This window comes from Mesorhizobium sp. M0040 (assembly GCF_040323505.1).
Taxonomy (GTDB): Bacteria; Pseudomonadota; Alphaproteobacteria; order Rhizobiales; family Rhizobiaceae; genus Mesorhizobium.
On record NZ_JAMYVA010000008.1, the window covers coordinates 110639 to 135329 of the forward strand.

The following is a 24691-nucleotide window of genomic DNA, read 5'->3' on the forward strand; positions in this document are numbered from 1 at the left end:
CGAGTTGCAGCGATACGCGTTCAGTTCATGCGAACTTCCGGTTCGGCAAGCAGTGGAATCTCCAAGCCACGCCGCAAGCCGGTCGCCACGACCGACACCCTGAATTTTCCGGCGAGTGCCTTGTCGAAGATGGCGCCGACGATGATGTCGGCATCGTTGTCGACCTCCTCGCGGATGCGGGTAGCGGCTTCGTCGACCTCGAACAGCGTCATGTCCATGCCGCCCGATATCGAGACAAGGACGCCCTTGGCGCCCATCATCGAAGCTTCGTCGAGCAGCGGGTTGGCGATTGCCGCTTCCGCTGCCTTCTTGGCGCGGCCTTCTCCGGCGGCTTCGCCGGTTCCCATCATGGCGCGGCCCATGTCGCGCATCACCGACTTCACATCGGCGAAGTCGAGATTGATCAGGCCTTCCTTGACGATCAGATCGGTGATGCAGCCGACACCCGCATAGAGGACCCGGTCGGCCATGGCGAAGGCGTCGGCGAACGTGGTTCTGGCGTCGGCGATCCTGAACAGGTTCTGGTTGGGAATGACGATGACGGTATCGGCGCTTTCGCGCAGGCGCTCGATGCCCTCATCGGCAGCGTACATGCGGCGCCTGCCTTCGAAGACGAATGGCTTGGTGACGACGGCAACGGTCAGTATTCCGGCTGCCCGCGCTGCCTGCGCTATCACAGGCGCGGCACCAGTGCCGGTTCCGCCTCCCATGCCGGCGGTCACGAAGCACATGTGCGTTCCAGCAAGGTGATCCATGATCTCGTCGATGGATTCCACGGCCGCAGCACGGCCGACCTCGGGCAGGGACCCGGCGCCGAGACCTTCGGTGATATGAGCGCCCAACTGGATCAGCCTCGTTGCCTTCGACATGGCAAGGGCCTGGGCATCGGTGTTGGCGACGATGAATTCCGCGCCCTGCAGGCCTTCGGCGATCATGTTGTTGACGGCGTTGCCGCCGCCGCCGCCGACCCCGACGACGGTGATCTTGGGCCTCATCTCCGAGATTACCGGCCTCGTCGCGGTGTTCATTGCCGTTCTCCCTGGATACGCCGAGTGGTCGCTGGAAGCTTGTCCCGGGCGCACTGCGAAAACTCTGAACCGGGCAGTGCGAATCAGGACAGCCCCAGAATGCAGGGAATCAGAGCGCGGAGCGGGCTGCAAGTGCGCGATGTGCCTCATAGGGGACTTGCGTCTGAAAGTTCACGCAATGCGCCTTGATACAGTGCAGATCGCGGCGCGGGGCGCCGCACGCTACAACTTCGGCGCGAGGCACTGCGCGACGTGGTAGGCAATCGTCAGGCAGGAGGTCAGGCCGGGGCTTTCGATGCCGAACAGGTTGACCAGGCTATCCACGCCGTGCACCGCCACGTCCTGGACGACGAAGTCGGCATTGGCCTCACCGGGACCGGACAGTTTTGGCCGGATGCCGCTGTAAGCGGGTTGCAGGCTGCCATCGGCCAGGTCCGGCCAGTATTTGCGGATCTCGCTGTAGAACTGCTCGCCACGAGCCGGGTCGACGCGGTAGTCGAGTTGATCGGTCCATTCGACGTCCGGCCCGAAGCGGGCGACGCCATCAAGGTCGAGTGTCAGATGAACACCGAGCCCGCCGGGTTCGGGCACCGGATAGACCAATCGCGAGAACGGCGCCCGGCCGGCCACCGAAAAATAATTGCCCTTGGCATAATGGAGCTTTGGCACGAATTGCTGATTGAGCCCTTCAAGCGAACCGGCAAGTGCTGCGGCGCCAAGCCCGGCGGCATTGACGAAACGCGGAGTGGCGATCTCGAAGCGCTCGCCGCCGGCAGCGTCCACCGTCTCGAGCACGACGCGGCCTGCTTCGATGCGGCCGGAGGCGATGCGCGTGTTGAGACTAACAGCCGCCCCGTGCTCCTCGGCGTCGCCCAACAGGGTGAGCATCAGGGCATGGCTGTCGATGATGCCAGTGGCGGGCGACAGCAGCGCCGCCGTGCACTTAAGGCTGGGCTCCAGCGTATGCGCCTCGGCTTCGCTCAAGCGCAACAGGTCGCCGGCGCCGCAAGCGCGTGCATTGGCCCGGATTGAGGCGAGCACCGGCTCCTGTTCGGCATTTGTGGCAACGATGAGCTTCCCGCAGCGCGCGTGCGGGATCGCCCGCTCCTCGCAATAGCGATAGAGTCTTTCCCGGCCGGCCACGCAGAACCGGGCTTTCAGCGATCCAACCGGATAATGGAGGCCGGCATGGATGACCTCGGAATTGCGCGAACTTGTCCCGGTGCCGATAGCGCTCTCGGCTTCCAGGACCAGCGTATCGATGCCGCGCTGCGCCATCTCTCGCGCGATCGCCAGGCCAACAACGCCGGCGCCGGCGACAATGCAGTCGACATGGTCCACGGTCAGGTCAAGCCGAAGTTCTGCATGCGTCCATCCATCCGCTGGCCCTGTCGAAAGCGCTTGACACTATACCGTTCGAGAAAGATGCATCAAACGGCATAACGCACGGGGACCTGCTGAGCCGGACCGGCGGCAGGACTGTTCCGCGTGCAACACAGGAGCCGTCATGGACGCACGACCGAATTCACCCGAAGCCCGCGACATAAGCTTTCACATGCATGGCTATACGAATGCGCGCAAGCATCAGGAGTCGGGGCCGCTCGTCATCGAGAAGGGCGACGGCATCTATGTCGAGGACCTTGCCGGCAACCGCTATATCGAGGCGATGGCGGGGCTCTGGAGCGTCGCGGTCGGTTTTTCGGAGAAGCGGCTGGTCGATGCGGCAGTACGGCAAATGTCGAAGCTGCCTTACTATCACGATTTCGGCTCCAAATCGCATTCGCCGCTGATCGATCTTGCCGAGAGACTGGTGCAGATGGCGCCGGTGCCGATGAGCAAGGCGTATTTCACCAATTCCGGCTCCGAGGCCAACGATACGGCCATGAAGATGATCTGGTACCGGTCGAATGCGCTCGGCCAGCCGGCGCGCAAGAAGATCATCAGCCGCAAGAAGGGCTATCACGGCGTCACCATCGCCTCGGCAAGCCTGACCGGACTGCCCAACAACCACACTTCCTTTGACCTGCCGATTGCCAATGTGCTGCATACCTCGACGCCGCACCATTGGCGCGAGGCGCTGCCGGGTGAAAGCGAAGAGCTGTTTTCGACGCGGCTCGCCGACGAGCTGGAAAAGCTGATCCTCGCCGAAGGACCGGAAACCATCGCCGCCTTTTTCGGCGAACCGATCATGGGCGCCGGCGGCGTCATCGTTCCGCCGGCCGGCTACTGGGAGAAGATACAGGCGGTGCTATCGAGATACGACATCCTGCTCATCGCCGACGAGGTGATCTGCGGCTTTGGCCGAACAGGTGAGATGTTCGGCTCGCAGACCTTCGGCATCAGGCCCGACATCATGGTGTTGTCGAAACAGATCTCTTCGTCCTACCTGCCGATCTCAGCCCTGCTGATCAATGACAAGGTATTCGAGCCGATCGCCGACGAGAGCAACCGTATCGGCACCTTCGGCCACGGTTTCACCGGCGGCGGCCATCCTGTTGCGGCAGCGGTCGCGCTCGAGAACCTGAAGCTGATCGAGGAGCGCGACCTTGTCGGCAATGCGCGTGCGGTCGGCGCGCATTTGCAGAAGCGGCTGCGCACGCTCGCTTCGCACCCGCTTGTCGGCGAGGTGCGCGGCATCGGCCTGGTCGCGGCGGTCGAGCTGGTCGGCGACAAGGCAAACAAGACGCCGTGGGGGAAGACCGGTGAACTGGGCGGGCTCGTCAACGGCTTCATGCAGCAGAACGGCGTCATCTCGCGCAATATGGGCGACGCGCTGGCCTTCTGCCCGCCGCTGATCATCACCGAGCCGCAGGTCGACCAGGTGATCGACGCGTTTGAACGGTCGCTCGAGGCTGCCGTCAAGCAGGTCCGATCGCAGAGCTGAATAGGCAAAGTCGATTTTGAAACCTGAAAACAAAAACGCCTCGGCGACGGCTGGCAGAAGGTTACCCTCCACACCCGTTGCTGCCGTTTAGTCTCCGTGCTTTGTTTTCGCAGATGAGCCGCTGAATCCTTCCAGTTCCTCGCCGATTCCTGAAAGTGCGTTGACGATCGTCGCCTCGACGTCGCCACGCTGTTTCTGGGGAATCAAGCCAAGTCCTTTTTGTATCGCTTCACGCCAATGTTTCCCCCTGTCCCACGCTTCCGAAAACGCGATGGCGAGATCGTCCTGGCGACGGGTAGCTTCCAGTGCCTCGACCAGAAGTGCTGCCTGGTGGACATCCTTTTCCCGCTTGCCCACGCCGTTTGCGTTGTTCTGTCGGCGCGAGGCAACGATCAGCTTGTGAACCGCATATCGTCCGGGCGACGGTACCACGACAGGCACTCCCGATCGATGCAGCAGCACAGTTCTGATTGGTTCGTGGATCAGGAAATCGAGAAACCGAAGAGGCTGCGCGGATGCACCGCCCAAAGACGGCATCGAGGTTGCATGATCGGCGTAGTCATCGCTGCCCGTATTCGGTGTAAGGAACTCGACCTTGTATCGGACTGCGTTCTCGAATTGCGTCGCGTGTCCGGGATCTGATCTGTGAGGGATTTCCCTGAAGGTTGGGTCGATCTCCCTCAAGATTTCGAGGATGGGCGGCAGGCTGTCCTCGACCGCGGCCGACACGGAATGGAATAGGGCGAAGTCTGCATCGCCCGTCTGCAACGCTGCACCGGGCAGCTTCACGCCCAGATAGCCCGCGTAGGACTGAAAGGCGACTGTGCCGACCAGGACGCCGCGCAAGCGGAAGATGCCAGCCTTCCCCAGCGCCTCGACGACATCCCCGGTGAACCTTTCGGGTTCTGTCAGCCCTGCCTCGCGCACGAGCGTGGATACCAGCTTCCTGCGGGCGCGGAGGTCGTCCTTGATCTGACGGAAGGATTCAACGCGTTTTGCAATCTCGGGATCGCTGTCAGGCCCGACATACCGTCGCGTCTTCGTCGGCTGCGTTTCCTCGAAATACCAGTATACCTTGCCCTTGACGGGCACCTTGACGAGATTGCCCGTCGTAGGGAAATCCGTTTCGAAGGCTGCGTCCAAGGATCGCTGGACGAGTTCCGCATACATCGTGCGGTAAACGAGGTCGACCGTCTTCATGTCGGGCGGCTCCGGTTATAAGAAAAATGCGGTTCTCTTATAGCGCCATGACCTCAAGGGACGCAAGCGGGGGTTATAAGAAAATCGCGAAAACCTTATAACGCCGCAGGAGAGGTCAGGAATCCTTGTTGCCGGCGTGCAGCCAAATCAGAATGGGTTTTGCTCATTCCGCGTCCACGAACGGCCCGAGCCTGTCATAGGCGTTTGTGGTCGACGCGCTATTTTGGCGGCCGCATCCGGAACGACCACCAGCTTGCCGACGAAATCCTTGGCGATGAAATCCGCCTGGGCGCGATGGAAATCGGACAGCTTGTAGACGCCGCCGACCAGCGGCCGGATTTTCTTGTCCTCGATGTAGCGCACTATGCGGCGGAAATCCGCCCGCGTGCCCTGGCTCGAGCCATGCAGTTGCAGCTGTTTCAGATACATGGTGCGCAGATCCAGCTGCACGACCGGGCCGGCAATTGCACCAGCCGTGGTATAGCGGCCTTCCGGCCTCAAGATGCGCAGGAGGTCGTTGAAGATCGCGCCGCCGACCAGATCGGCCACCACGTCGATCGGCTGGCCCCCGGTCGCCGCGCTGACGGCGGCCGGCAGATCGGCAACGCCACGGGTGATCACCGCCTCGGCGCCGATGTCACGCACGGCCTGTTCCTTGCCCTTGCCGGCAACCGCATAGGGAATGGCGCCGCGCGCCCGCGCCAGCTGCACGATGCCCGAGCCGACGCCGCCCGAGGCGCCGGTGACCAGCACACGCTCGCCGGCTTTCAATGCGGCGCGTTCCAACATCTGCTCGCCGGTGAGATAGGCGCAGCAGAAAGTGGCAAGCTCGACATCGCTCAGATCGGTGTCGACGACATGGGCGTTTTCGGACGGTACTGCCTGGTATTCGGCATAGCCGCCGTCACGGCCATGGCCCATATAGTCGATGTCGGCGAGTGAATCGTCGTCGCGATTGTAGATGGAGAAATCGACCATCACCCGCTCGCCGATGCGGGCCGGCGACACGCCGTCGCCGACGGCAATGATGTTGCCGACCGTGTCGGTGCCCTGGATGCGCGGGAAGCTCAGCGTATTGCCCTGACGACGCCAGGTCGACACAGCGGCGGCATCCTCCTCCGTTCCATAGGCGCCCTGGCGCACCCAGACGTCGGTGTTGTTCATGCCGCAAGCGGTGACCTTGACCAGCACCTCGCCCGGGGCGGGCGAGGGTACTTTGACGTCGGTGCGGTAGACGAGCTTTTCCGGTCCGCCGTGCCCGATCAGTTGCACGGCGGCCATGGTGGCGGGGAGGGTTTTGGTCATGGCATTCATGTCGGCTCTTCAGATGTTTGCAAACACGCTCTTCACCGCGTCGGCCGTCTTCGACACGACGATATCGGCCTCTTGCCGCGTCAGGCAGAGCGGCGGCGCGAAACCGAGAATGTCGCCCTGCGGCATGGCCCGGCCGATGACGCCGCTTGTCGCAAGAGCGGTTGCTACCTGCGGCCCGATTTTTTGCGAGGCGTCGAAGAACCCGCGATCGTCCTTGTCGGCGACGAACTCGATTGCCGCCAGCATGCCGTCGCCGCGCACCTCGCCGACATTTTTGTGACCACCGACGGCTTTCGTCAGCTCGGCGCGGAAATAGGCACCGGTCTCGCCGGCGTTCCGCACTAGGTCCATCTCGTCGATCAGTTCCAGGTTGGCGACGCCGGCGGCCACGCAGATCGGATGCGCCGAATAGGTCCAGCCATGGCCGAGCGAGCCGAGCTTGTCTGAACCCTGCACCAGCACCTGCCAGACCTTGTATGAGACGATGACGCCCGACAGCGGCGCATAGGCCGAGGTCAGGCCCTTGGCGATCGTGATCAGGTCGGGCTTGATGCCGTAGTGGTCGGAGCCGAACATGGTGCCCAGCCGGCCGAAGCCGGTGACGACCTCGTCGGCAACCAGAAGCACGTCGTACTTCTTCAGCACCGCCTGGATCTTCTCCCAGTAGCCGGCCGGCGGCGGCACGATGCCGCCGGTGCCGAGGATAGGCTCACCGATGAACGCGGCGACCGTCTCCGGCCCTTCGGCGAGAATCATCTCCTCGAGCTTGTCGGCACAGTATTGCGAAAACTGCTCCTCGCTCAGCGAGCGGTCGGCGCGGCGGAAGTAGTAGGGCGCCTCGGTGTGCAGGACCGGCGCGCGGGGCAGGTCGAAGGCGTTGTGGAACAGGTCGAGGCCGGTCAGCGATCCGGTCATGATGCCGGAGCCGTGATAGCCGCGCCAGCGCGAGATGATCTTCTTCTTCTCCGGCCGGCCGAGCACGTTGTTGTAGTACCAGATCAGCTTGATGTTGGTTTCGTTGGCATCGGAACCGGAGAGGCCGAAATAGACCCTCGACATGCCTTGCGGCGCGCGGTCGATGATCATCTTGGAAAGGGTGATGGACGCCTCGGTGCCGTGGCCGACATAGGCGTGGTAATAGGCGAGGTTCTTGGCCTGCGCGGCGATGGCGTCGGCGATCTTCTGGCGGCCATAGCCGACATTGACGCAATAGAGCCCGGCGAAGGCATCGATGCTCTTGCGCCCGTTGTTGTCCCAGATGGTGACGCCTTCGCCGCCGGCGATCACACGAGTCGGGCTCTCGCCACGCGCGTGCGTTCCCATATGGGTCGAGGGATGGAAGAAATGATCGCGATCCCAGGCGGCGAGTTCGTTGGACTGGTCGAGCATTTTTTACTCCTTGAAAGCAAAAGCCTGACGGGGCGTTACGCCACGTCGAGGCAGAGATATTTGAAGTCGGTAAAGGCTTCGAGCCCGTGACGCGAGCCCTCGCGACCGATGCCGGACTGCTTGACGCCGCCGAACGGGACCGGCGCGCCGGTGATCTTGACGCGGTTGATGGCGACCATGCCATAGTCGAGCGCGCGGCCGATGCGCAATTGCCGGCCGCCGTTTTCAGTGACGACATAGGCGACGAGGCCGTATTCTGTCGCATTGGCGCGGGCGACGACTTCGACTTCGCTGTCGAAAGGCGTCACGGCCGCAACCGGACCGAAGGTCTCCTCGCGCATGATCAGGGCGTCGTCGTCAACATCGGCCAGCAGGGTCGGCTGGTAGAACAGCGGACCGGCCGGATGGCGCTTGCCGCCGGTCAGGCAACGCGCGCCTTTGGCGAGCGCATCGGCCACCTGCTCCTCGACCTTCTTGACGGCGCGTTCGTGCATCAAGGGTCCGATTTCGGTGTCGTCAGCGAGGCCATTGCCGGCCCGCAATGCCTCGACGCGTTTAGCGAAAGCAGCGCAGAACCGATCGTATATCGGACGCTGGACATAGATGCGGTTGGCGGCGAGGCAGTCTTGGCCGGAGGTGGCGAATTTAGCGTCGACGGCGATGGTCACAGCCTTGTCGAGATCGGCGTCGGCGAAGACGATCAGAGGCGCATGACCGCCAAGCTCCATCACCAGACGCTTCATCGTCGGCGCACTTTGCGCGGCGATCAACCTGCCGATCTCAGTCGAGCCGGTGAAGCTCATTGCCCGCACGCGCGGATCTTCGCACATCCGCCCAACGATGGTCGAAGCCTTACCGGTGAGAACGTTGAAGACGCCAGCCGGCAGGCCGGCACGTTCGCCAAGTTCGGCTAGCGCCAGTGCCGACAGCGGCGTTTCCGAGGAAGGATGCGCGACGATGGTGCAGCCGGCGGCGAGGGCGGCCGCCGCCTTGCGGGTCAGCATGGCCGCGGGAAAATTCCACGGGGTGACGACGCCGACGACACCAAGCGGTTCGCGTCGCACCACCATCTCGGCATTTGGCAGATGGCTGGTGACGCTTTCGGCGTTGAGACGTTTGGCCTCCTCGGCATACCACTCGACAAAAGAGGCGGCGTAGTCGATCTCGCCGCGCGATTCCTTCAGCGGCTTGCCTTGTTCTAGCGTCATCAGCAGGGCCAGGTCATTTTTGGCGGCGACGATCAGATCGAACCATTTTCGCAAGATTTTCGACCGTTCCTGCGGCAGCAATGCGCGCCAGGCAGGAAAGGCGCGCGATGCCGCATCGATCGCCAATGTGGTCTGCCGGGCATCGAGCGCGGCAACGAAAGCGACGGTGGATCCGGTAGCCGGATCGGTCACCTCGAAACTCTCCGCGGTCTCGCTCGCCGTCCAGTGGCCAGCGACATAGGCGAGTTCGCGCAGCAGCCGCCGGTCGGCAAGGCGATCAAGCGCTTCATGGCGGTGCGAGCGGGCAAAATGTGCGGACATCATCGGGCTCCCGGTTCGGGTGATGCCGCAAGACTATCTCTGCCGCGCAAACAGAGAGGCTGTTTGCGTGCCTGCACGTAGAGAGATTGTCTCTATTGCCCTGCCCAGCCAGACGATCTCTCCGGTATCAGGAAGATGCCGGCAACAGGTCCGCCACCGGCAGCACACTCTCCTCCTTCACCGTCTTGGTGACGATATAGGTGAAATAGCGGTCGATGCCGATCTCGCGCTCGAGCAGATTGTCGACCAGCCGCTGATAGGCGTCGATGTCGCGCGCCATGACTTTCAGCAGGTAATCGACGCCGCCGCCGACAGACCAGCAGGCGATGATCTCGGGAATGTTGCGGATGACACGCTCGAAACGGTCGAAATCGGCCTGGCGGTGGCTAGCCAGCGTCACCTCCATCAGCACGGTAGCGACCGGCGCGATGGCGCGCATGGCGATCCTGGCATGGTAGCCCGAGACGATGCCGGCCTTTTCCAGCTTGCGCAGCCGCATCCAGCACGGCGTCGGCGACAGGCCGACTTTCTCGGCCAGCGCCAGCTTGGTGATGCGCCCGTCGCGCTGGATGGCGTCGAGGATTTTCAGATCGATCGGATCGAGTTTCGCTGCAGCCATGATCGCCCACTTCCAGTGCCGGACACCATGACGGCGCATTATTTCGATTGTCAATTGCACTGATTTCGATCTCTAATAAGTCATGACATTTTGGCGACCAGATCCCGCTCTTATCCGGCGGCCGGCCTATCAATCGCTCGCCGACCAGTTCGCGCGCGCCATCCATGACGGGCGCCTGGCCAATGGCGCTCGGTTGCCGACGCACCGGCAGTTGGCTGAAGATCTGCAACTTTCCGTGCAGACGGTCAGCCGCGCCTATGAGGAGCTGATCCGCCGCGGGCTGGTGTCCGGTGAGGTCGGCCGCGGCAGCTTCGTGCAGACGCAGCGCCGCGAGCCGGAGCCGCCCTATCTGCCGGAGCGGCTGGGCGAGGTCATCGATCTCTCCATCCTGAAGCCGGTCTGCGAACCGATGCATCTGGAGCGGCTGAGGCAGGCGCTGGGCTGGCTCGCCGAAAACCTGCCGTCGAGCTCGGCGCTGTCGTTCAGGCCGAACATGGTGTTCCCGCGCCACCGCGCGGTGGGTGTCGAGTGGCTACGCCTCTGTGGCCTCGACGCGTCGCCGCAGAACATCAGCCTGACCAACGGCGCCACCGCAGGGATGACAGTGGCGCTGATGAGCGTGGCGCCGCCCGGCTCGACCGTCGCCACCGAGGCGATCGGTCACCACACGCTGATCCCGCTGGCGCGTTATCTCGGCTTCAATCTCGAGGGTTTGCCGATCGACAACAATGGGCTGATCCCGGAAGCGCTGGACCAGGCCTGCCGGCTGTCGGACATCCGCGCCGTGTTCGTGCAGCCGTCGGTGATCAACCCTACGGCTACCCTGATGGATGCCGGCCGGCGCGAACAGATTGCCGCCGTTGCGCGCAGGCATGACATCGCCATTATCGAAAACGACGTCCTCGGCCCGTTGGTCGAGGACCGGCCGCCGCCGGTAGCCGCCTTCGCGCCCGAGCGCACGCTCTACGTCACCTCCTTCACCAAGATCGTGGTGCCGGGCCTGCGCATCGGCTATCTCGCGGCGCCCGATCGTTATGTCGCCGCGGTCGCCAATCGCCATCTCGTCTCGAACTGGATGGCGACGCCGCTGGTGGCCGAGATCGCCACCAAATGGGTGACCGACGGCACCGCGATGGAACTCGTGCGATGGCAGCGCCTGGCTTTGCGGCGGCGTCTGGACATAGCCGCCGAGGTGCTTGCCGGAGTGGACTATCGCGCTCATCGCGACGGGCTGCATGTCTGGCTGCGGCTGCCCGAGGATCGCGGCGAGGAAAGCTTTGTGTCCCAGGCGCGCCTGCAGGGCGTGGCGATTGCGCCCGGTACGTCGTTTCGCATTTCGCAGATGCCTTGGCATCCAGCCGTACGGATTTCGCTGGGCTCGACCACGGAGGGGGAACTGCGTGCCGGTCTCGGCGTTGTCACCAAGCTTCTGCTCGGCGATCCCGAGCATCTCCTGCTTGCGATCTAGGCGACAAATGGCGCGAAATTGTGCGGAATCCGAAATATTGTCATGATATTATTTTCTTGATTGACATGATTTGCCGCGATCCGCATCGTTAAAGGCAAGCTTCTCCAGCACGGGAAATTCATTGTCGGCTCCCATCATCAAGATCGACGGCATTTCAAAAAGCTTCGGCACCTTCAAGGTGCTGGACGGCCTCTCGATGCAAGTCATGCCCGGCGAGAAGCTGGCACTGATCGGTCCATCGGGTTCGGGCAAGACGACGATCCTGCGCATCCTGATGACGCTAGAGCGTATCGACAGCGGCCACATCCAGGTCGACGGCGAACAGTTGTACCACATGGAGCGTAACGGCCGGCTGCTGACGGCCGATGAACGGCATTTGGCAAAGATGCGCCAGAAGATCGGCATGGTCTTCCAACTGTTCAATCTGTTTCCGCACAAATGCGTCATCGACAATGTGACGCTGGCACCGATGCTGACCAAAGGCGTGCCGCGGGCCGCCGCCGAAAAGCGGGCGATGGAACTGCTCGACATGGTCGGCATGGTCGACAAGGCCAAGGCGATGCCGGCGCAGCTTTCAGGCGGCCAGAAGCAGCGCGTCGCGATTGCGCGGGCGCTGGCGCTGTCGCCGAAAATCATGCTGTTCGACGAGGTCACCTCGGCGCTCGACCCTGAGCTCGTCGACGAGGTGCTCAACGTCATGCGCAAGCTCGCCGCCGAGACCGACATGACCATGCTGCTGGTCACCCACGAGATGGGTTTCGCCCATGACTTCGCCGACCGGGTGCTGTTCTTCGATCGCGGCAGAATAGTCGAGGAGGGCAAGCCCGACGAGATTTTCCGCCATCCCAAACAGGAGCGTACGCAAGGTTTCCTGAAGAAGATCATTGCGGCCGGACATCGGGTCTGACTGCCATGCGAGGCGGCGACGCCTCAAGCAAGCCAAGAAGACAGACAAACAAGGAGTTGGGAACAATGAAGAAATTTGCCATTTTGGCCGGCGTCGCCGGTATTGCGCTGACGGCGGTGCTGGCCGCCTCGACGGCCGGCTCGGCCGACGACAGCAAGCTCGAAGAGCTCAAGGCGCAAGGCTTTGCCCGCGTCGCCATCGCCAACGAGCCGCCCTATACGGCGGTCGCTGCCGACGGCAAGGTTTCGGGTGCGGCGCCTGACGTTGCCCGTGAAATCTTCAAGCGCCTTGGCGTCAACGATATCGTCGCCTCGATCTCGGAATATGGCGCCATGATTCCCGGCCTGCAGGCCGGCCGTTTCGACGTCGTCACTGCCGGCCTGTTCATGAAGCCGGAACGTTGTGCTGCGGTCGCCTATTCGGAACCGGTGCTGTGCGACGCCGAGGCGATGCTGGTGAAGAAGGGCAACCCGAAGGGTTTCAAGAGCTACGAGGACGTCGCGAAGGACGCGAGCGCCACGATCGGCGCGCCGGGTGGCGGCACTGAAGAGAAGCTGGCGCTCACCGCAGGTGTGCCGCGCGAGCGCGTCATCGTCGTGCCGGACGGCCAGAGCGGCCTGAAGATGCTGCAGGACGGCCGCATCGATGCTTATTCGCTGCCCGTGCTGTCGATCAACGACCTGGTCAAGAAAGCCAATGATCCGAACCTCGAAGTCATCGCGCCGGTGGTCGGTGCGCCGGTCTATTGCGACGGCGCGGCCTTCAAGAAGGGCGACGAAGCGCTGCGCGACGCCTATGATGTCGAGCTGGCGAAACTGAAGAAGTCCGGTGAGTTCGCCAAGATCATCGAGCCTTACGGCTTCTCGGCGGCGGCGGCAATGTCGACGAGCCGCGACAAGCTCTGCTCGGCGAAGTAAAAAGTGCCGCTCACCCTAGCCTCTCCCCGTCAAAAACGGGGAGAGGGGGGCGTCAACGCTGGAGCTTCACCCTTCTCCCCGTCCCTATAACGGGGAGAAGGTGCCGGCAGGCGGATGAGGGGCGGCGCCGGCGTTCTGCAATGATCACCAAGCGAGGAAACGCTTAGCCCCAATGACCCAATGGTCCGGCTATTTCGGCCTGATATTGCAAGGAGCGCTTGTCACCATCGAGCTGACGCTGATGGGGTCGGTGCTGGCCTTGGTCATGGCCTTTCTTGCCGGGCTGGGGCGGCTGTCGCGGTTTTTCGTGCTACGCGCGCTGGCCACCGCCTATATCGAGTTCTTCCGCGGCACCTCGATTTTCGTGCAGCTGTTCTGGGCTTATTTCGTGCTGCCTTTTGCCGGCATTTCGTTGACGCCGCTGCAGGCCGGGGTGCTGGCGCTGGGCCTCAATGTCGGCGCCTATGCGGCGGAAGTGGTGCGTGGCGCCATCAAGTCTATCGGCCGCGAACAATATGAGGCCTGCACCGCCCTCAATCTCGGCCGCTGGCAAGCCATGCGCCATATCATCCTGCCGCAGGCGCTTCTGGTGATGCTGCCAACCTTCGGCAACAACGCCATTGAATTGCTCAAGGCCACCGCCGTCGTTTCGCTAATCTCGCTCGCCGACCTGACCTTCCAGGCGCAGGTGGTGCGCTCGCAGACCGGCAATACTCTGGTGCCGTTCAGCACCATCCTCGTCATCTATTTCGTGCTGGCGCTGCTCATCTCCTGGGGCGTGCGGTCGCTGGAACGCCGCATGGCTCGTGGCCTCGACGGGGTGCGCGTATGATGGATCGGGCCTGCTAATGGAATGGGATTGGGATTTTGTCCGGCAGATCCTGCCGACGCTGATCGAGGGGGTGAAGATCACCATCCTGGCGACGCTGCTCGGCTCGGTGCTGGCGGCCATCGTTGGGCTGGGCATCGCGTTGGCGCGCCGGTCGCCGAACAGGGCTCTGTCGCGCACCGTCGGTTTCCTTGCCGAGTTCATCCGTGGCACGCCGCTGTTGGTGCAGCTCTATTTCATCTTCTACGTGCTGCCGGATTTCGGCATCCTGTTGCCGCCGCTGGTGGCGGGCGTCATCGGTCTCGGGCTGCATTACGGAACTTACACGGCCGAGGTCTACCGCGCCGGCATAGACAATGTGCCCCGCGGCCAGTGGGAAGCGGCCAAGGCCTGCAATCTAAACGCCACCCAGACCTGGACGCACATCATCATTCCGCAGGCGATCCCCCCGATGATCCCGGCGCTTGCCAATTATTTCATCGCCATGTTCAAAGAGACGCCGCTGCTGTCGGCGATCACCGTGCTGGAACTGATGAACCAGGCCAAGAGCGTCGCCAATACCTATTATCGGTATATCGAACCGATCACCTTGGTCGGCGCCTTCTTCCTCGCCATCAGCCTGTTCTCGGTGGTGCTGCTGCGCTGGCTGGAACACCGTTATGGGCGGATCGAACGATGAGCGCTGCACCCGATATCCGCCTGCACTCGGCCCGGCCGCCGCTCGATGCGCGTCCGCTGGAAAAGCGGGTCGGCCTGATCATCCTTGCCACCGACCATACGAGCGAACCGGATTTTCACCGCATGGTGGCAAGCGACCGCATCGGCATCTATGTCGCGCGCATCCCCTACGCCAACCCGACGACGCCGGACAATTTGCGCAAGATGCAGCCGTCACTGACGGCGGCCGCGGCCCTGATCCTGCCCGACGAGCCGCTCGATGCGATCTGCTATTCCTGCACCTCAGCTTCCGTCGTGATCGGCGATGCCGAAATCGAGGCGGCGGTGCAGGCCGCGAAACCCGGCGCGCCGGTGGTTACGCCGCCGATGGCCGGCGTGCGCGGCCTGAAGGCGCTGGGCGCCAGGACGATCAGCATTCTTACCCCTTATACGGTCGAGACCAGCCGGCCGATGGCGACCTATTTCAGCGAGCATGGATTCGAGATCGCCAGCTTCACTTGCCTCGGCTTCGAGGACGACCGCGAGATGGCGCGGATTGCGCCGAAATCCTTGGTCGATCTGGCTCGCGAGGCGACGGCCGAACACTCGGACGCGCTGTTTGTCTCCTGCACGGCACTGCGGTCCGCGGCGGCAGTTGTGGGTATGGAAGAGGCCATCGGCCGCCCTGTCGTCACCAGCAACCAGGCGACGGCCTGGAATTGCCTGCGGCTTTGCGGAGATAAGATGTCGCGTCCTGAATTCGGCCGTCTGATGACGCTGCCGCTGAACTGATTGCAGAGCCATGACCACGTCCAGGATAAGCCTCTCCGATATCCGCGCCGCGCGCGAGCGCATCGCAGGCAAGATCGAGCGTACGCCGACCGTTCCTTCCCGGAGTCTTTCCCAGCACTTGGGCGCTCCTGTTTATCTCAAGCTCGAACATCGGCAGACCACCGGCGCCTTCAAGCTGCGCGGTGCCTCGAACGCTATCGCTTCGCTGACAGACGAGGAGAGGGCGCGTGGCGTCGTCGCTGCCTCGACCGGCAACCACGGCCGGGCGCTTGCCTATGCTGCTCGACTGCAAGGCATCCACGCGACGATCTGCATGTCGCGGCTGGTGCCGCAGAACAAGCTGGACGAGATCCGTCGGCTCGGCGCCGAGATCCGCATCGTCGGCAACAGCCAGGACGATGCGCAGCGGGAGGTCGAACGGCTGGTCGCGGAAGAGGGGCTGATCATGCTGCCGCCCTTCGACCATCCTGCCATTGTCGCCGGGCAAGGCACGCTCGGGCTGGAGATCATCGAACAGGTTCCGGACGCCGCCTTGGTGCTGGTGCCGCTTTCCGGCGGTGGGCTGGCGGCTGGCGTCGCTGCTGCCGTGAAGGGCGTCAGCCCGGCGACGAAGGTGATGGGCGTTTCAATGGCGCGCGGTGCGGCGATGAAGGCGAGCCTCGACGCCGGACATTCGGTTTTGGTCGAGGAACTGCCGACGCTGGCCGATTCCCTCGGCGGCGGCATAGGCCTCGACAACCGGCTGACCTTTTCCATGTGCCGCGACCTGCTCGACGATGTGATCCTGCTCAGCGAGGACGAGATCGCCACCGGCATCCGCCATGCCTATGAACAGGAGCGCGAGATCGTCGAAGGCGCCGGCGCGGTCGGCATCGCAGCCGTGCTTGCCGGCAAGGTCAGGGCGAGCGGCCCGACGGTGCTCGTGCTGTCCGGCCGCAACATCGATATGACACTGCACCGCAAGATCATCTGCGGCGAAGCAATTGCGGAGAGCGCAGCATGAGCCGGATGACGATCCTCACCGAAGCTGAATTGCGCAAGATCGTGAAGCTCGATCTTGATGCCATCGCCTGCGTCGAGACCGCGTTCCGGGCGCTCGCCACCTTGCCGGTGGCGATGCCGCCGATCCTTCGGCTCGACATTCCCGAGCATCGCGGCGAGGTCGACGTCAAGACCGCCTATGTACCGGGTATCGACGGTTTTGCGATCAAGATCAGCCCCGGCTTTTTCGATAATCCCAAGCTCGGCCTGCCCAGCGTCAACGGTATGATGGTGCTGCTGTCGGCGAAAACCGGATTGGTCGAGGCGCTGCTGCTCGACAATGGCTATCTCACCGACATCCGCACGGCGGCGGCCGGCGCGGTTGCCGCCAAGCATCTGTCGCGGCCGGGTTCCTCCGTTGCCGCGATCTTCGGCGCCGGTGTTCAGGCCGGACTGCAGCTCGAAGCGCTGATGCTGGTGCGGCCGATCACCGAGGCTCGCATCTGGGCAAGGGATACCGCCAAGGCCGAGGCCGCGGCCGACGCATTGTCCGAAAGACTGGGCATCGCCGTTCACGCCGAGCCCGACGCGGCAAACGCTGCGGCCGATGCCGACATCATCGTCACCACGACGCCGTCGACCGAGCCGCTGATCAAGGCCGGCTTCGTCTCCGCCGGCCAGCATATCACTGCCATGGGCTCGGATGCCGAGCACAAGAACGAGATCGCGCCGGCGATCCTGCGCATGGCCGATCTCTACGTCGCCGATAGCGCCAAACAGACGCGCCGGCTGGGCGAACTGCACCATGCTATCGCGGCGGGCGTGATGGCGTCCGATGCCGAAATCACCGAGCTTGGCCACATCATCGCCGGCGAAAGGCATGGCCGGCGCTCGGACAGCGACATCACCATCGCCGACCTGACCGGCACCGGCGTGCAGGACACGGCGATCGCCACGCTCGCCCGCGACCGTGCGCGTGCAGCCAAGACCGGTACGATTTTCGAAAGCTGATGCTGGCCGCAAGGCCCAACAAAAGAGGACCAAGAACAATGCAGCCTAATTTGAAATTCTCGCGCGGCGAATATGCGGAGCGCCTCGCCAAGACGCGGAAGGTCATGGAGGCCAAGGGCGTCGATCTATTGATCGTCAGCGATCCGTCCAACATGGCGTGGCTGACCGGCTACGACGGCTGGTCGTTCTACGTGCACCAGGCTGTCATCGTGCCGCCGTCGGGCGAGCCGGTGTGGTACGGGCGCGGCCAGGACGCCAACGGCGCCAAGCGCACCGCCTATCTCGCGCACGACAACATCATCGGCTATGCCGACCACTATGTGCAGTCGACCGAGCGCCATCCGATGGATTTTCTGTCCAGCGTGCTCTCCGATCGCGGCTGGGGCAAGCTCAGCATCGGCGTCGAGATGGACAATTACTGGTTCTCGGCCGCTGCCTTCGCAGCGCTGCAGAAGCACTTACCCTATGCCCGCTTCGTCGACGCCACGGCACTCGTCAACTGGCAGCGCGCGGTGAAGAGCCCGACCGAAATCGACTACATGCGCAAGGCCGCCCGCATCGTCGAAGCGATGCACCAGCGCATCGTCGACAAGATCGAGGTCGGCATGCGCAAATGCGACCTGGTCGCCGAGATCTACGATGCCGGCACGCGCGGCGTCGACGGCATCGGCGGCGACTATCCGGCGATCGTGCCGCTGCTGCCGTCGGGCGCCGACGCATCGGCGCCGCATCTGACCTGGGACGACCGGCCGATGAAATCGGGCGAGGGCACCTTCTTCGAGATCGCAGGCTGCTACAACCGCTATCACTGCCCGCTGTCGCGGACCGTGTTCCTTGGTAAACCGACGCAGGAATTCCTCGATGCCGAAAAGGCGACGCTGGAAGGCATGGAGGCGGGACTTGCCGCCGCCAAGCCCGGCAACACATGCGAGGACATCGCCAACGCCTTCTTCGCGGTGCTGAAGCGGTACGGCATCGTCAAGGACAACCGCACCGGGTACCCGATCGGGCTTTCCTATCCGCCTGACTGGGGCGAGCGCACGATGAGCCTGCGTCCAGGCGACCGCACCGAGTTGAAGCCCGGTATGACCTTCCATTTCATGACCGGCTTGTGGCTTGAGACGATGGGGCTGGAAATCACCGAATCCATCCTGATCACCGAGACGGGCGTCGAGTGCCTGGCGAATGTGCCGCGCAAACTGGTGGTGAAGAATTGAGCCCGATGTCCAGCCTTCGCCCGTCACCGATCACGCCGACCGTCGATTTCGAGCGCGACGGCGTGCAGCACGGTTTCCTGCGCCTGCCTTACAGCCGCGACGATTCCGCCTGGGGATCGGTGATGATCCCGATCTGCGTCATCCGCAACGGCAAGGGGCCGAGCGCATTGGTCACCGGCGGCAATCATGGCGACGAGTACGAGGGGCCGCTGGCGCTCTATGACCTCGCCCGTACGCTCGACCCGAAAGACGTCAGCGGCACGATCATCATCGTGCCGGCGATGAATTATCCGGCGTTCCGCGCCGGCACGCGCACCTCGCCGATCGACAAGGGCAATCTCAACCGCAGCTTTCCCGGCCGGCCCGACGGCACGGTGACCGAGAAGATCGCTGATTATTTCCAGCGCGAGCTTCTGCCCCGTACAGACATCGCGCTCGACTTCCACTCCGGCGGCAAGACGCTCGACTTCGTGCCGTTCTGCGCCGCCCACATCCGGCCCGACAAGGTGCTGGAAGCGAAGGGTTTCGCTGCGGTTGAAGCCTTCTCCGCACCATGGTCGATGAAAATGCTGGAGATCGACGCGGTCGGCATGTTCGACACTGCCGCCGAAGAGATGGGCAAGCTGTTCATCACCACAGAGCTTGGCGGCGGCGGGACTTCGCGCGCGGAAACGGTGCGGATCGCACGTCGCGGCGTGCTCAATGTGCTGCGCCATGCCGGCATCGTCGCCGGCGCGGTCGAGATGCAGCCAACCCGCTGGCTCGACATGCCGTCCGGCGATTGCTTCTCGTTCGCCGAGGACGACGGGATGATCGAAACGATGATCGATCTCGGCGAGCCGGTGGCAGAGAACCAGGTGCTGGCACGTATCCATTCCATAGGCCGCACCGGCGGCGCTCCGCAGGAGATCCGGGCCAAAATGTCCGGTCTGTTGGCGGCGCGGCATTTTCCGGGGCTGGTCAAGGCCGGCGACTGCGCTGCCGTGGTCGCCGTGCTGGTCGATTGACGGTTAGGAAGCCGATGTCGGGAACGGCTCGGTCCTGCCTTTGGGGCGATCGCCGATGGCAAAGACGGCGCTCGCCTCGCTGACGATCGAGACATGATCCTTGGCGGCTGTTCCGGCCGCCGCACTGTCGCCGCGCATGATTGCGGTGACGATGGCGTCATGCTCCTGCCATGACTGGGCCAGCCGGCCGGGCAGCATGAATTGCGCGCGCCGGAACGGCGCCAGGCGGCCGCGGGTCATGACGGTCAGTTCATAAATGTGCTTGCTGTGGGCGCCGCGATAGAGCCGGGTGTGGAATTCGGTGTTGAAAAGCTCATACTCTTCTTCAGCACCGAGCTGCACCAAGCGCGCCGAGGCCTGATGCTCGGCCTCCAGCGTGCGGCGCTCGCCAGCGGTCATGCGCTCGGCCGAGAACCGCGCGCAGATCGCTTCAAGCTCGGCCATGCTTTCGAACATCGAGGCGAGGTGCTCCTGCGTCACCACGGCGACGGTGGCGCCGCGGTTCGGCCGCCTTTCGACCAGCCCCATGGCGCTGAGCCGGCTGAGCGCTTCCCTGATCGGCGTGCGTGAGACGTCGAAGCGGGCGGCGAGCGAGGCTTCGTCGAGCTTTTCGCCCGGGCGCAGGAAACCGGTGACGATCCGGTCGCTGATCGCCCTCACCATCTGATCGACGGTCGTGCCCGACCTGATCAAATTGCGCTTTCCCGACACGTCTCCTCCGTCCAGTCTTTTCGCTAGAGCCGTAAGCCACTCACCGGCTTCGATTCCTCCGCATCTCTGTATGCCTATGTTTTAGCCGTCATGTCAAATTGGCGATTTTGGAGGCAAAAAGTGTATGCAATTGCTCCGGCTTTGTGCAGGCCACATCGGCACCCTCATTGATATTGCTGAATAAATCTCATTTCTGAAACTGGCATGCTGATTGCATACACTTCTTTCATTGAGGTGTTAACCGGCCCCAAAGGCCCCACAGAGGGAGCATTCAATGTTCGAGAGATTCATGCTTAGCCGCCGCGACCTGCTCAAGACCTCCGCCGCCGGAGCGGCGCTCGGCCTTGCGTCCGCATCGTTTCCGATCAGCAGGGCCTTCGCCGCGACGGCCACCGTCGGCTTCATCTATGTCGGGCCAAAGGACGATTACGGCTACAACCAGGCGCATGCCGAAGGCGCCGCCACGCTGAAGGGGATCGAAGGCATTTCCGTCGTCGAGGAGGAGAACGTGCCGGAGACGGTCGACGTGCAGAAGACGATGGAATCGATGATCAACCTCGACGGCGCGTCGCTGATCTTCCCGACCTCGTTCGGCTATTTCGATCCGCACATGCTCGCCATGTGCGCGAAATTCCCCGACGTGCAGTTCCGCCATTGCGGCGGCATGTGGAACAAGGACAAGCATCCAATGAATGCCGGTTCCTATTTCGGCTATATCGGCATGGGCCAGTATCTGAACGGCGTCGTCGCCGGTCACACCAGCAAAACCAAGAAGCTCGGCTTCGTCGCGGCAAAGCCGATCCCGCAGGTGCTGCTCAACATCAATTCCTTCCTGCTCGGCGCGCGCTCGGTCGACCCGACCATCGCTTGCCAGGTGATCTTCACCGGCGAGTGGTCGCTGGCGGTCAAGGAGGCGGAGGCCACCAATGCGCTGGTCGACCAAGGTGCCGACGTCATTACCTGCCATGTCGACAGCCCCAAGGTGGTGGTCGAGACGGCGGCCGGACGTGGCGCCTTCATCTGCGGCTATCATGCCAACCAGAGCCCGCTGGCGCCGGAAAAATACCTGACCGGCGCGGAATGGAACTGGGCCAAGGTCTACAAGATGTTCGTCGACGATCTGGTGGCCGGCACGCCGCTGCCCAATTTCACGCGCGGCGGCCTTGCCGACGGCTTCGTCAAGATGAGCCCGCTCGGCCCCGCCGTCGGCGATGCGGCCCGCAAGCAGTTCGACGGCACGCTTGCCGAAATGATGAAAGGCGGGTTTTCCGTCATCAAGGGTCCGTTGAGGAGCAACAAGGGCGTTGTCGTCGCGACCGAAGGCCAGACCTTCGCCGAGACCGCGATCGAGCTCGAAAGCATGGACTACCTCGTCGAGGGCGTCGTCGGTTCGACCGCCTGAACCGGATCGGAGACGGGGCCATGGCAGACACGGTCAGCACTGCGGGCGCACCGGCGCTGTTTGGCGCCAAGAATTATCCGGCGGCGCTCGAATGGGTGGCGCGGCGGGCGGAAGCCTTCGTCATACCGCTCGCGGCGCTGATCGTCGGCATGGCGCTGTTCAGCCTGTTCATTGCGCTGGTCGGCAAGTCGCCGGTACAGCTCTATGAAACGATGTGGCGCGGCGGCTTCGGCTCGTGGTTCTCGATCCAGAATTCGCTGTCGCGGGCAGCGCCGCTTTTGCTGGCAGCGCTTTGCGTTGCGCTGCCGGCCCGGCTCGGCCTCGTCGTCATCGGCGGCGAAGGCGCGATCGTGCTGGGCGGCGTTGCCGCCGCCGCCATCGGCGTCGCAGTGAATGGCGCGCCGGCTTTTCTGGTCATCCTGCTGATGGGCGTGGCGGGCATGGTCGCCGGCGGCATCTGGATCGGCGCCGTCGGCGCGCTCCGCCACTACCGCGCCGTCAACGAAACCATCTCCAGCCTGCTGATGGCCTATATCGCCATCGCGCTGATGAATCATCTGGTCGAAGGACCGCTGCGCGATCCGGCCTCGCTCAACAAGCCCTCGACCGAGCCGCTGGCGGATGCCTACCGCATCGGCAACATTCCGGGCATGGACGTGCATTGGGGCCTCGTCGTCGGCATCGTCGCCTGCGTCCTGTCCTGGCTGCTGATCGAAAAGACGCGCTGGGGGTTTGCCGCTCGCATTGCCGGCGGCAATGTCAGGGCGGCCCAGGTGCAGGGGCTTGCCGTCGGACCGCTGATCGTCGGCTTCACCGGGCTGGCCGGCGGCTTCGCCGGCCTTGCCGGCATGCTGGAAGTCGGCGCCGTGCAAGGCAGCGCCAATGCCTCGCTAGCCGCCGGCTATGGCTATACCGGCATCCTCGTCGCCTTCCTCGCCCGCCACAATCCGCTCGCCATCATCCCCGTCGCCTTCCTGCTTGGCGGCATCGACGCGTCCGGAGGGCTGATCCAGCGCCGCATGGACCTGCCCGACGCGACGGTGCTGGTGCTACAAGGCATGCTCTTTATCGTCATCCTGTTCAGCGAAACCTTCTACGGCCGCTTCAAGGCCTTCAACGCCGACCTGTGGAAGAGGCCCGATCTCTTGAAGGGGACTGCCTGATGAAGGGAACTGGCTGATGGACGCGACCGAAATCGGCTTGTGGGGGGTGCCGCTCGCCATACTCGGCGGCGCCATCCGCGTTTCGACGCCCTTCATCTTCGTGTCGCTGGGCGAAGCCATCACCGAGCGCTCCGGCCGCATCAACCTCGGCCTGGAAGGCACGCTGGTCTTCGGTGCGATGACCGCCTATGCCGTCGCGGTGATGACCGGCTCGCCATGGCTCGGCCTGCTGGCTGCCGCAGGCGCCGGTCTTTGCTTCGGCCTGTTCCACGGCTGGATCTGCAAATTCCGCGGGGTGAACGACATCGCCATCGGCATTGCGATGATGCTGTTCGGCTCGGGTCTCGCCTTCTTCTTCGGCAAGCCCTTCATCCAGCCCTCGGCACCCGACCTGCCGGCCATCGCCTTCGGTGGCTGGTCGAACATTCCGCAGGTGCAGGCCGCGCTCAACGTCAACGTCCTGTTCCTGATCGGCGCGGCACTCGCGCTGTTCCTGTGGTGGGCCTTTCGCAACACCCGCGCCGGCCTGATCGTGCGCGTCGTCGGCGACAGCTCCGATGCGGCGCGCGCCATGGGCCTCAATCCCAACACCGTGCGCCTGCTTGCGACAGGTGTCGGCGGTGCGCTCGCCGGCATCGGCGGCGCCTATCTGTCGCTTTATTACCCCGGCAGCTGGACCGAACGCATCTCGTCGGGGCAGGGCCTGATGGCGGTGGCGCTGGTTATCTTCGCGCGCTGGAATCCGCTCGGCTGCTTTGCCGCGGCACTATTGTTCGGCGGCGCCGGCGCGCTGGGCCCGGCGTTGCAGTCGGTCGGGGTGACGCAGGGCTACTATCTCTTCTACGCCGCGCCTTACATCCTCACGCTCATCATCATGACCGCCACCTCGTCGCCGAGCTGCTCGCTTGCCGGCGCGCCGGGCGAGTTGTCGATCACCAAATGACTGGAGTTTTTCCGATGAACGCCAGAGCCGAGATCACCCAGCGCTACATCGATGCCGACCCCTATCCATGGCCCTATAATGGCGAGCTGCGGCCGGACAATACGGCATTGATCATCATCGACATGCAGACCGATTTCTGCGGGCCGGGCGGCTATGTCGATCATATGGGCTACGATCTTTCGCTGGTGCGGGCGCCGATCGAGCCGATCAAGTCGGTGCTCGCAGCCATGCGGGCCAAGGGCTACACCATCATCCACACGCGCGAGGGCCATCGGCCCGATCTCGCCGACCTGCCGGCCAACAAGCACTGGCGCTCGCGCCGCATCAATGCCGGCATCGGCGACCCCGGGCCTTGCGGGCGCATCCTGGTGCGCGGCGAACCCGGCTGGGACATCATCCCCGACCTCTATCCGGCGGCTGGCGAGCCGATCATCGACAAGCCGGGCAAGGGCTCGTTCTGCGCCACCGACCTGGAGCTGATCCTGCACCAGCGCGGCATCGAAAACATCGCGCTGACCGGCATCACCACCGATGTTTGCGTCCACACGACGATGCGCGAGGCCAATGATCGCGGCTTTGAATGCGTCATGCTGGAGGATTGCTGCGGCGCGACCGATTACGGAAACCATCTCGCCGCGATCAAGATGATCAAGATGCAGGGCGGCGTGTTCGGCGCGGTGTCGAATTCGGCATCCTTCGTCGCGCAGCTGCCGTGAGGACACG

General features: G+C 63.6%; 23 protein-coding genes. 15 read left to right on the top strand and 8 right to left on the bottom strand.

All coding sequences use genetic code 11. The features are described from left to right. Nucleotides 1-20 precede the first annotated feature (20 nt). Nucleotides 21-1028, bottom strand: coding sequence for a cell division protein FtsZ (gene ftsZ / locus NKJ91_RS09865; RefSeq protein ID WP_023677189.1), 1008 nt, complete (start codon nt 1026-1028; stop codon nt 21-23). A 222-nt stretch (nt 1029-1250) separates the two neighbouring features. Then, nucleotides 1251-2369 carry an NAD(P)/FAD-dependent oxidoreductase gene (locus NKJ91_RS09870; protein ID WP_352455372.1) on the bottom strand — a complete coding sequence of 373 codons (1119 nt, stop codon included), beginning with the start codon at nt 2367-2369 and terminating at the stop codon, nt 1251-1253. 166 nt (nt 2370-2535) lie between these two features. On the opposite strand from NKJ91_RS09870, the gene NKJ91_RS09875 reads away from it, so the two are divergent. Further along, nucleotides 2536-3912 (top strand): aspartate aminotransferase family protein, encoded by a 1377-nt coding sequence (locus tag NKJ91_RS09875; protein WP_352455373.1) that lies wholly within the window; start codon nt 2536-2538, stop codon nt 3910-3912. An 87-nt stretch (nt 3913-3999) separates the two neighbouring features. Here NKJ91_RS09875 and NKJ91_RS09880 read toward each other — a convergent pair whose 3' ends face one another. The 5 genes from NKJ91_RS09880 to NKJ91_RS09900 all read right to left on the bottom strand — a co-directional run bounded on the left by NKJ91_RS09880 (nt 4000) and on the right by NKJ91_RS09900 (nt 9963). Further along, nucleotides 4000-5112: a nucleotidyltransferase family protein gene (locus NKJ91_RS09880; protein WP_352455374.1), complete on the bottom strand. Its 1113-nt coding sequence runs from the start codon at nt 5110-5112 to the stop codon at nt 4000-4002. A gap of 147 nt (nt 5113-5259) precedes the next feature. After that, nucleotides 5260-6426, bottom strand: coding sequence for an alcohol dehydrogenase family protein (locus NKJ91_RS09885; protein WP_352455375.1), 1167 nt, complete (start codon nt 6424-6426; stop codon nt 5260-5262). A 9-nt stretch (nt 6427-6435) separates the two neighbouring features. Further along, nucleotides 6436-7815 carry an aspartate aminotransferase family protein gene (locus tag NKJ91_RS09890; protein ID WP_352455376.1) on the bottom strand — a complete coding sequence of 460 codons (1380 nt, stop codon included), beginning with the start codon at nt 7813-7815 and terminating at the stop codon, nt 6436-6438. Nucleotides 7816-7850: 35 nt separating this feature from the next. Continuing rightward, the gene (locus tag NKJ91_RS09895) at nt 7851-9344 is read right to left on the bottom strand and encodes an NAD-dependent succinate-semialdehyde dehydrogenase (RefSeq protein WP_352455377.1); all 1494 of its coding nucleotides are present in this window, start codon (nt 9342-9344) and stop codon (nt 7851-7853) included. A gap of 127 nt (nt 9345-9471) precedes the next feature. After that, on the bottom strand, nt 9472-9963 hold the full coding sequence (locus NKJ91_RS09900; RefSeq protein WP_352455378.1) for an Lrp/AsnC family transcriptional regulator: 492 nt from the start codon (nt 9961-9963) through the stop codon (nt 9472-9474). 82 nt (nt 9964-10045) lie between these two features. Between NKJ91_RS09900 and ehuR the strand changes: the two genes are divergently transcribed. The 10 genes from ehuR (at nt 10046) to doeB (ending at nt 19749) form a co-directional block, all read left to right on the top strand. Further along, nucleotides 10046-11431 (top strand): MocR-like ectoine utilization transcription factor EhuR, encoded by a 1386-nt coding sequence (gene ehuR / locus NKJ91_RS09905; protein ID WP_352455379.1) that lies wholly within the window; start codon nt 10046-10048, stop codon nt 11429-11431. A 121-nt stretch (nt 11432-11552) separates the two neighbouring features. Next, nucleotides 11553-12338: an ectoine/hydroxyectoine ABC transporter ATP-binding protein EhuA gene (gene ehuA / locus NKJ91_RS09910; protein WP_023677199.1), complete on the top strand. Its 786-nt coding sequence runs from the start codon at nt 11553-11555 to the stop codon at nt 12336-12338. Nucleotides 12339-12403: 65 nt separating this feature from the next. Next, a complete protein-coding gene (ehuB, locus tag NKJ91_RS09915) occupies nt 12404-13255 on the top strand; it encodes an ectoine/hydroxyectoine ABC transporter substrate-binding protein EhuB (protein WP_023677200.1) in 852 nt (283 codons plus the stop codon). 172 nt (nt 13256-13427) lie between these two features. Further along, nucleotides 13428-14087 (top strand): ectoine/hydroxyectoine ABC transporter permease subunit EhuC, encoded by a 660-nt coding sequence (gene ehuC / locus NKJ91_RS09920; RefSeq protein WP_254819481.1) that lies wholly within the window; start codon nt 13428-13430, stop codon nt 14085-14087. Nucleotides 14088-14103: 16 nt separating this feature from the next. Continuing rightward, nucleotides 14104-14763 carry an ectoine/hydroxyectoine ABC transporter permease subunit EhuD gene (gene ehuD / locus NKJ91_RS09925; protein ID WP_023677202.1) on the top strand — a complete coding sequence of 220 codons (660 nt, stop codon included), beginning with the start codon at nt 14104-14106 and terminating at the stop codon, nt 14761-14763. Then, nucleotides 14760-15533: an ectoine utilization protein EutA gene (eutA, locus tag NKJ91_RS09930; protein WP_352455380.1), complete on the top strand. Its 774-nt coding sequence runs from the start codon at nt 14760-14762 to the stop codon at nt 15531-15533. The genes ehuD and eutA overlap by 4 nt, the downstream gene beginning before the upstream one ends. A gap of 10 nt (nt 15534-15543) precedes the next feature. Further along, complete coding sequence (gene eutB / locus NKJ91_RS09935; protein WP_352455381.1) at nt 15544-16536, top strand: hydroxyectoine utilization dehydratase EutB; 993 nt, start codon at nt 15544-15546, stop codon at nt 16534-16536. Next, complete coding sequence (locus NKJ91_RS09940) at nt 16533-17525, top strand: cyclodeaminase (RefSeq protein WP_352455382.1); 993 nt, start codon at nt 16533-16535, stop codon at nt 17523-17525. The genes eutB and NKJ91_RS09940 overlap by 4 nt, the downstream gene beginning before the upstream one ends. Before the next feature lie 38 nt (nt 17526-17563). After that, nucleotides 17564-18742 carry an ectoine hydrolase DoeA gene (gene doeA, locus NKJ91_RS09945; RefSeq protein WP_352455383.1) on the top strand — a complete coding sequence of 393 codons (1179 nt, stop codon included), beginning with the start codon at nt 17564-17566 and terminating at the stop codon, nt 18740-18742. Between the two features lie 5 nt (nt 18743-18747). Continuing rightward, nucleotides 18748-19749 (top strand): N(2)-acetyl-L-2,4-diaminobutanoate deacetylase DoeB, encoded by a 1002-nt coding sequence (doeB, locus tag NKJ91_RS09950; protein ID WP_352455384.1) that lies wholly within the window; start codon nt 18748-18750, stop codon nt 19747-19749. 3 nt (nt 19750-19752) lie between these two features. Here doeB and NKJ91_RS09955 read toward each other — a convergent pair whose 3' ends face one another. After that, the gene (locus tag NKJ91_RS09955; protein WP_352455454.1) at nt 19753-20412 is read right to left on the bottom strand and encodes a GntR family transcriptional regulator; all 660 of its coding nucleotides are present in this window, start codon (nt 20410-20412) and stop codon (nt 19753-19755) included. Between the two features lie 322 nt (nt 20413-20734). Between NKJ91_RS09955 and NKJ91_RS09960 the strand changes: the two genes are divergently transcribed. Genes NKJ91_RS09960 through biuH form a run of 4 tightly spaced genes read left to right on the top strand, consistent with a single transcriptional unit; the run spans nt 20735 to nt 24684 of the window. Beyond that, entirely contained in the window at nt 20735-21862 is a 1128-nt protein-coding gene (locus NKJ91_RS09960) for a BMP family ABC transporter substrate-binding protein (RefSeq protein ID WP_352455385.1), read from the top strand. A 20-nt stretch (nt 21863-21882) separates the two neighbouring features. Then, nucleotides 21883-23025 carry an ABC transporter permease gene (locus NKJ91_RS09965; RefSeq protein WP_352455386.1) on the top strand — a complete coding sequence of 381 codons (1143 nt, stop codon included), beginning with the start codon at nt 21883-21885 and terminating at the stop codon, nt 23023-23025. Nucleotides 23026-23041: 16 nt separating this feature from the next. Further along, the gene (locus tag NKJ91_RS09970; protein ID WP_352455387.1) at nt 23042-23968 is read left to right on the top strand and encodes an ABC transporter permease; all 927 of its coding nucleotides are present in this window, start codon (nt 23042-23044) and stop codon (nt 23966-23968) included. Nucleotides 23969-23982: 14 nt separating this feature from the next. Further along, nucleotides 23983-24684 (top strand): biuret amidohydrolase, encoded by a 702-nt coding sequence (biuH, locus tag NKJ91_RS09975; RefSeq protein WP_352455388.1) that lies wholly within the window; start codon nt 23983-23985, stop codon nt 24682-24684. Nucleotides 24685-24691 lie beyond the last annotated feature (7 nt).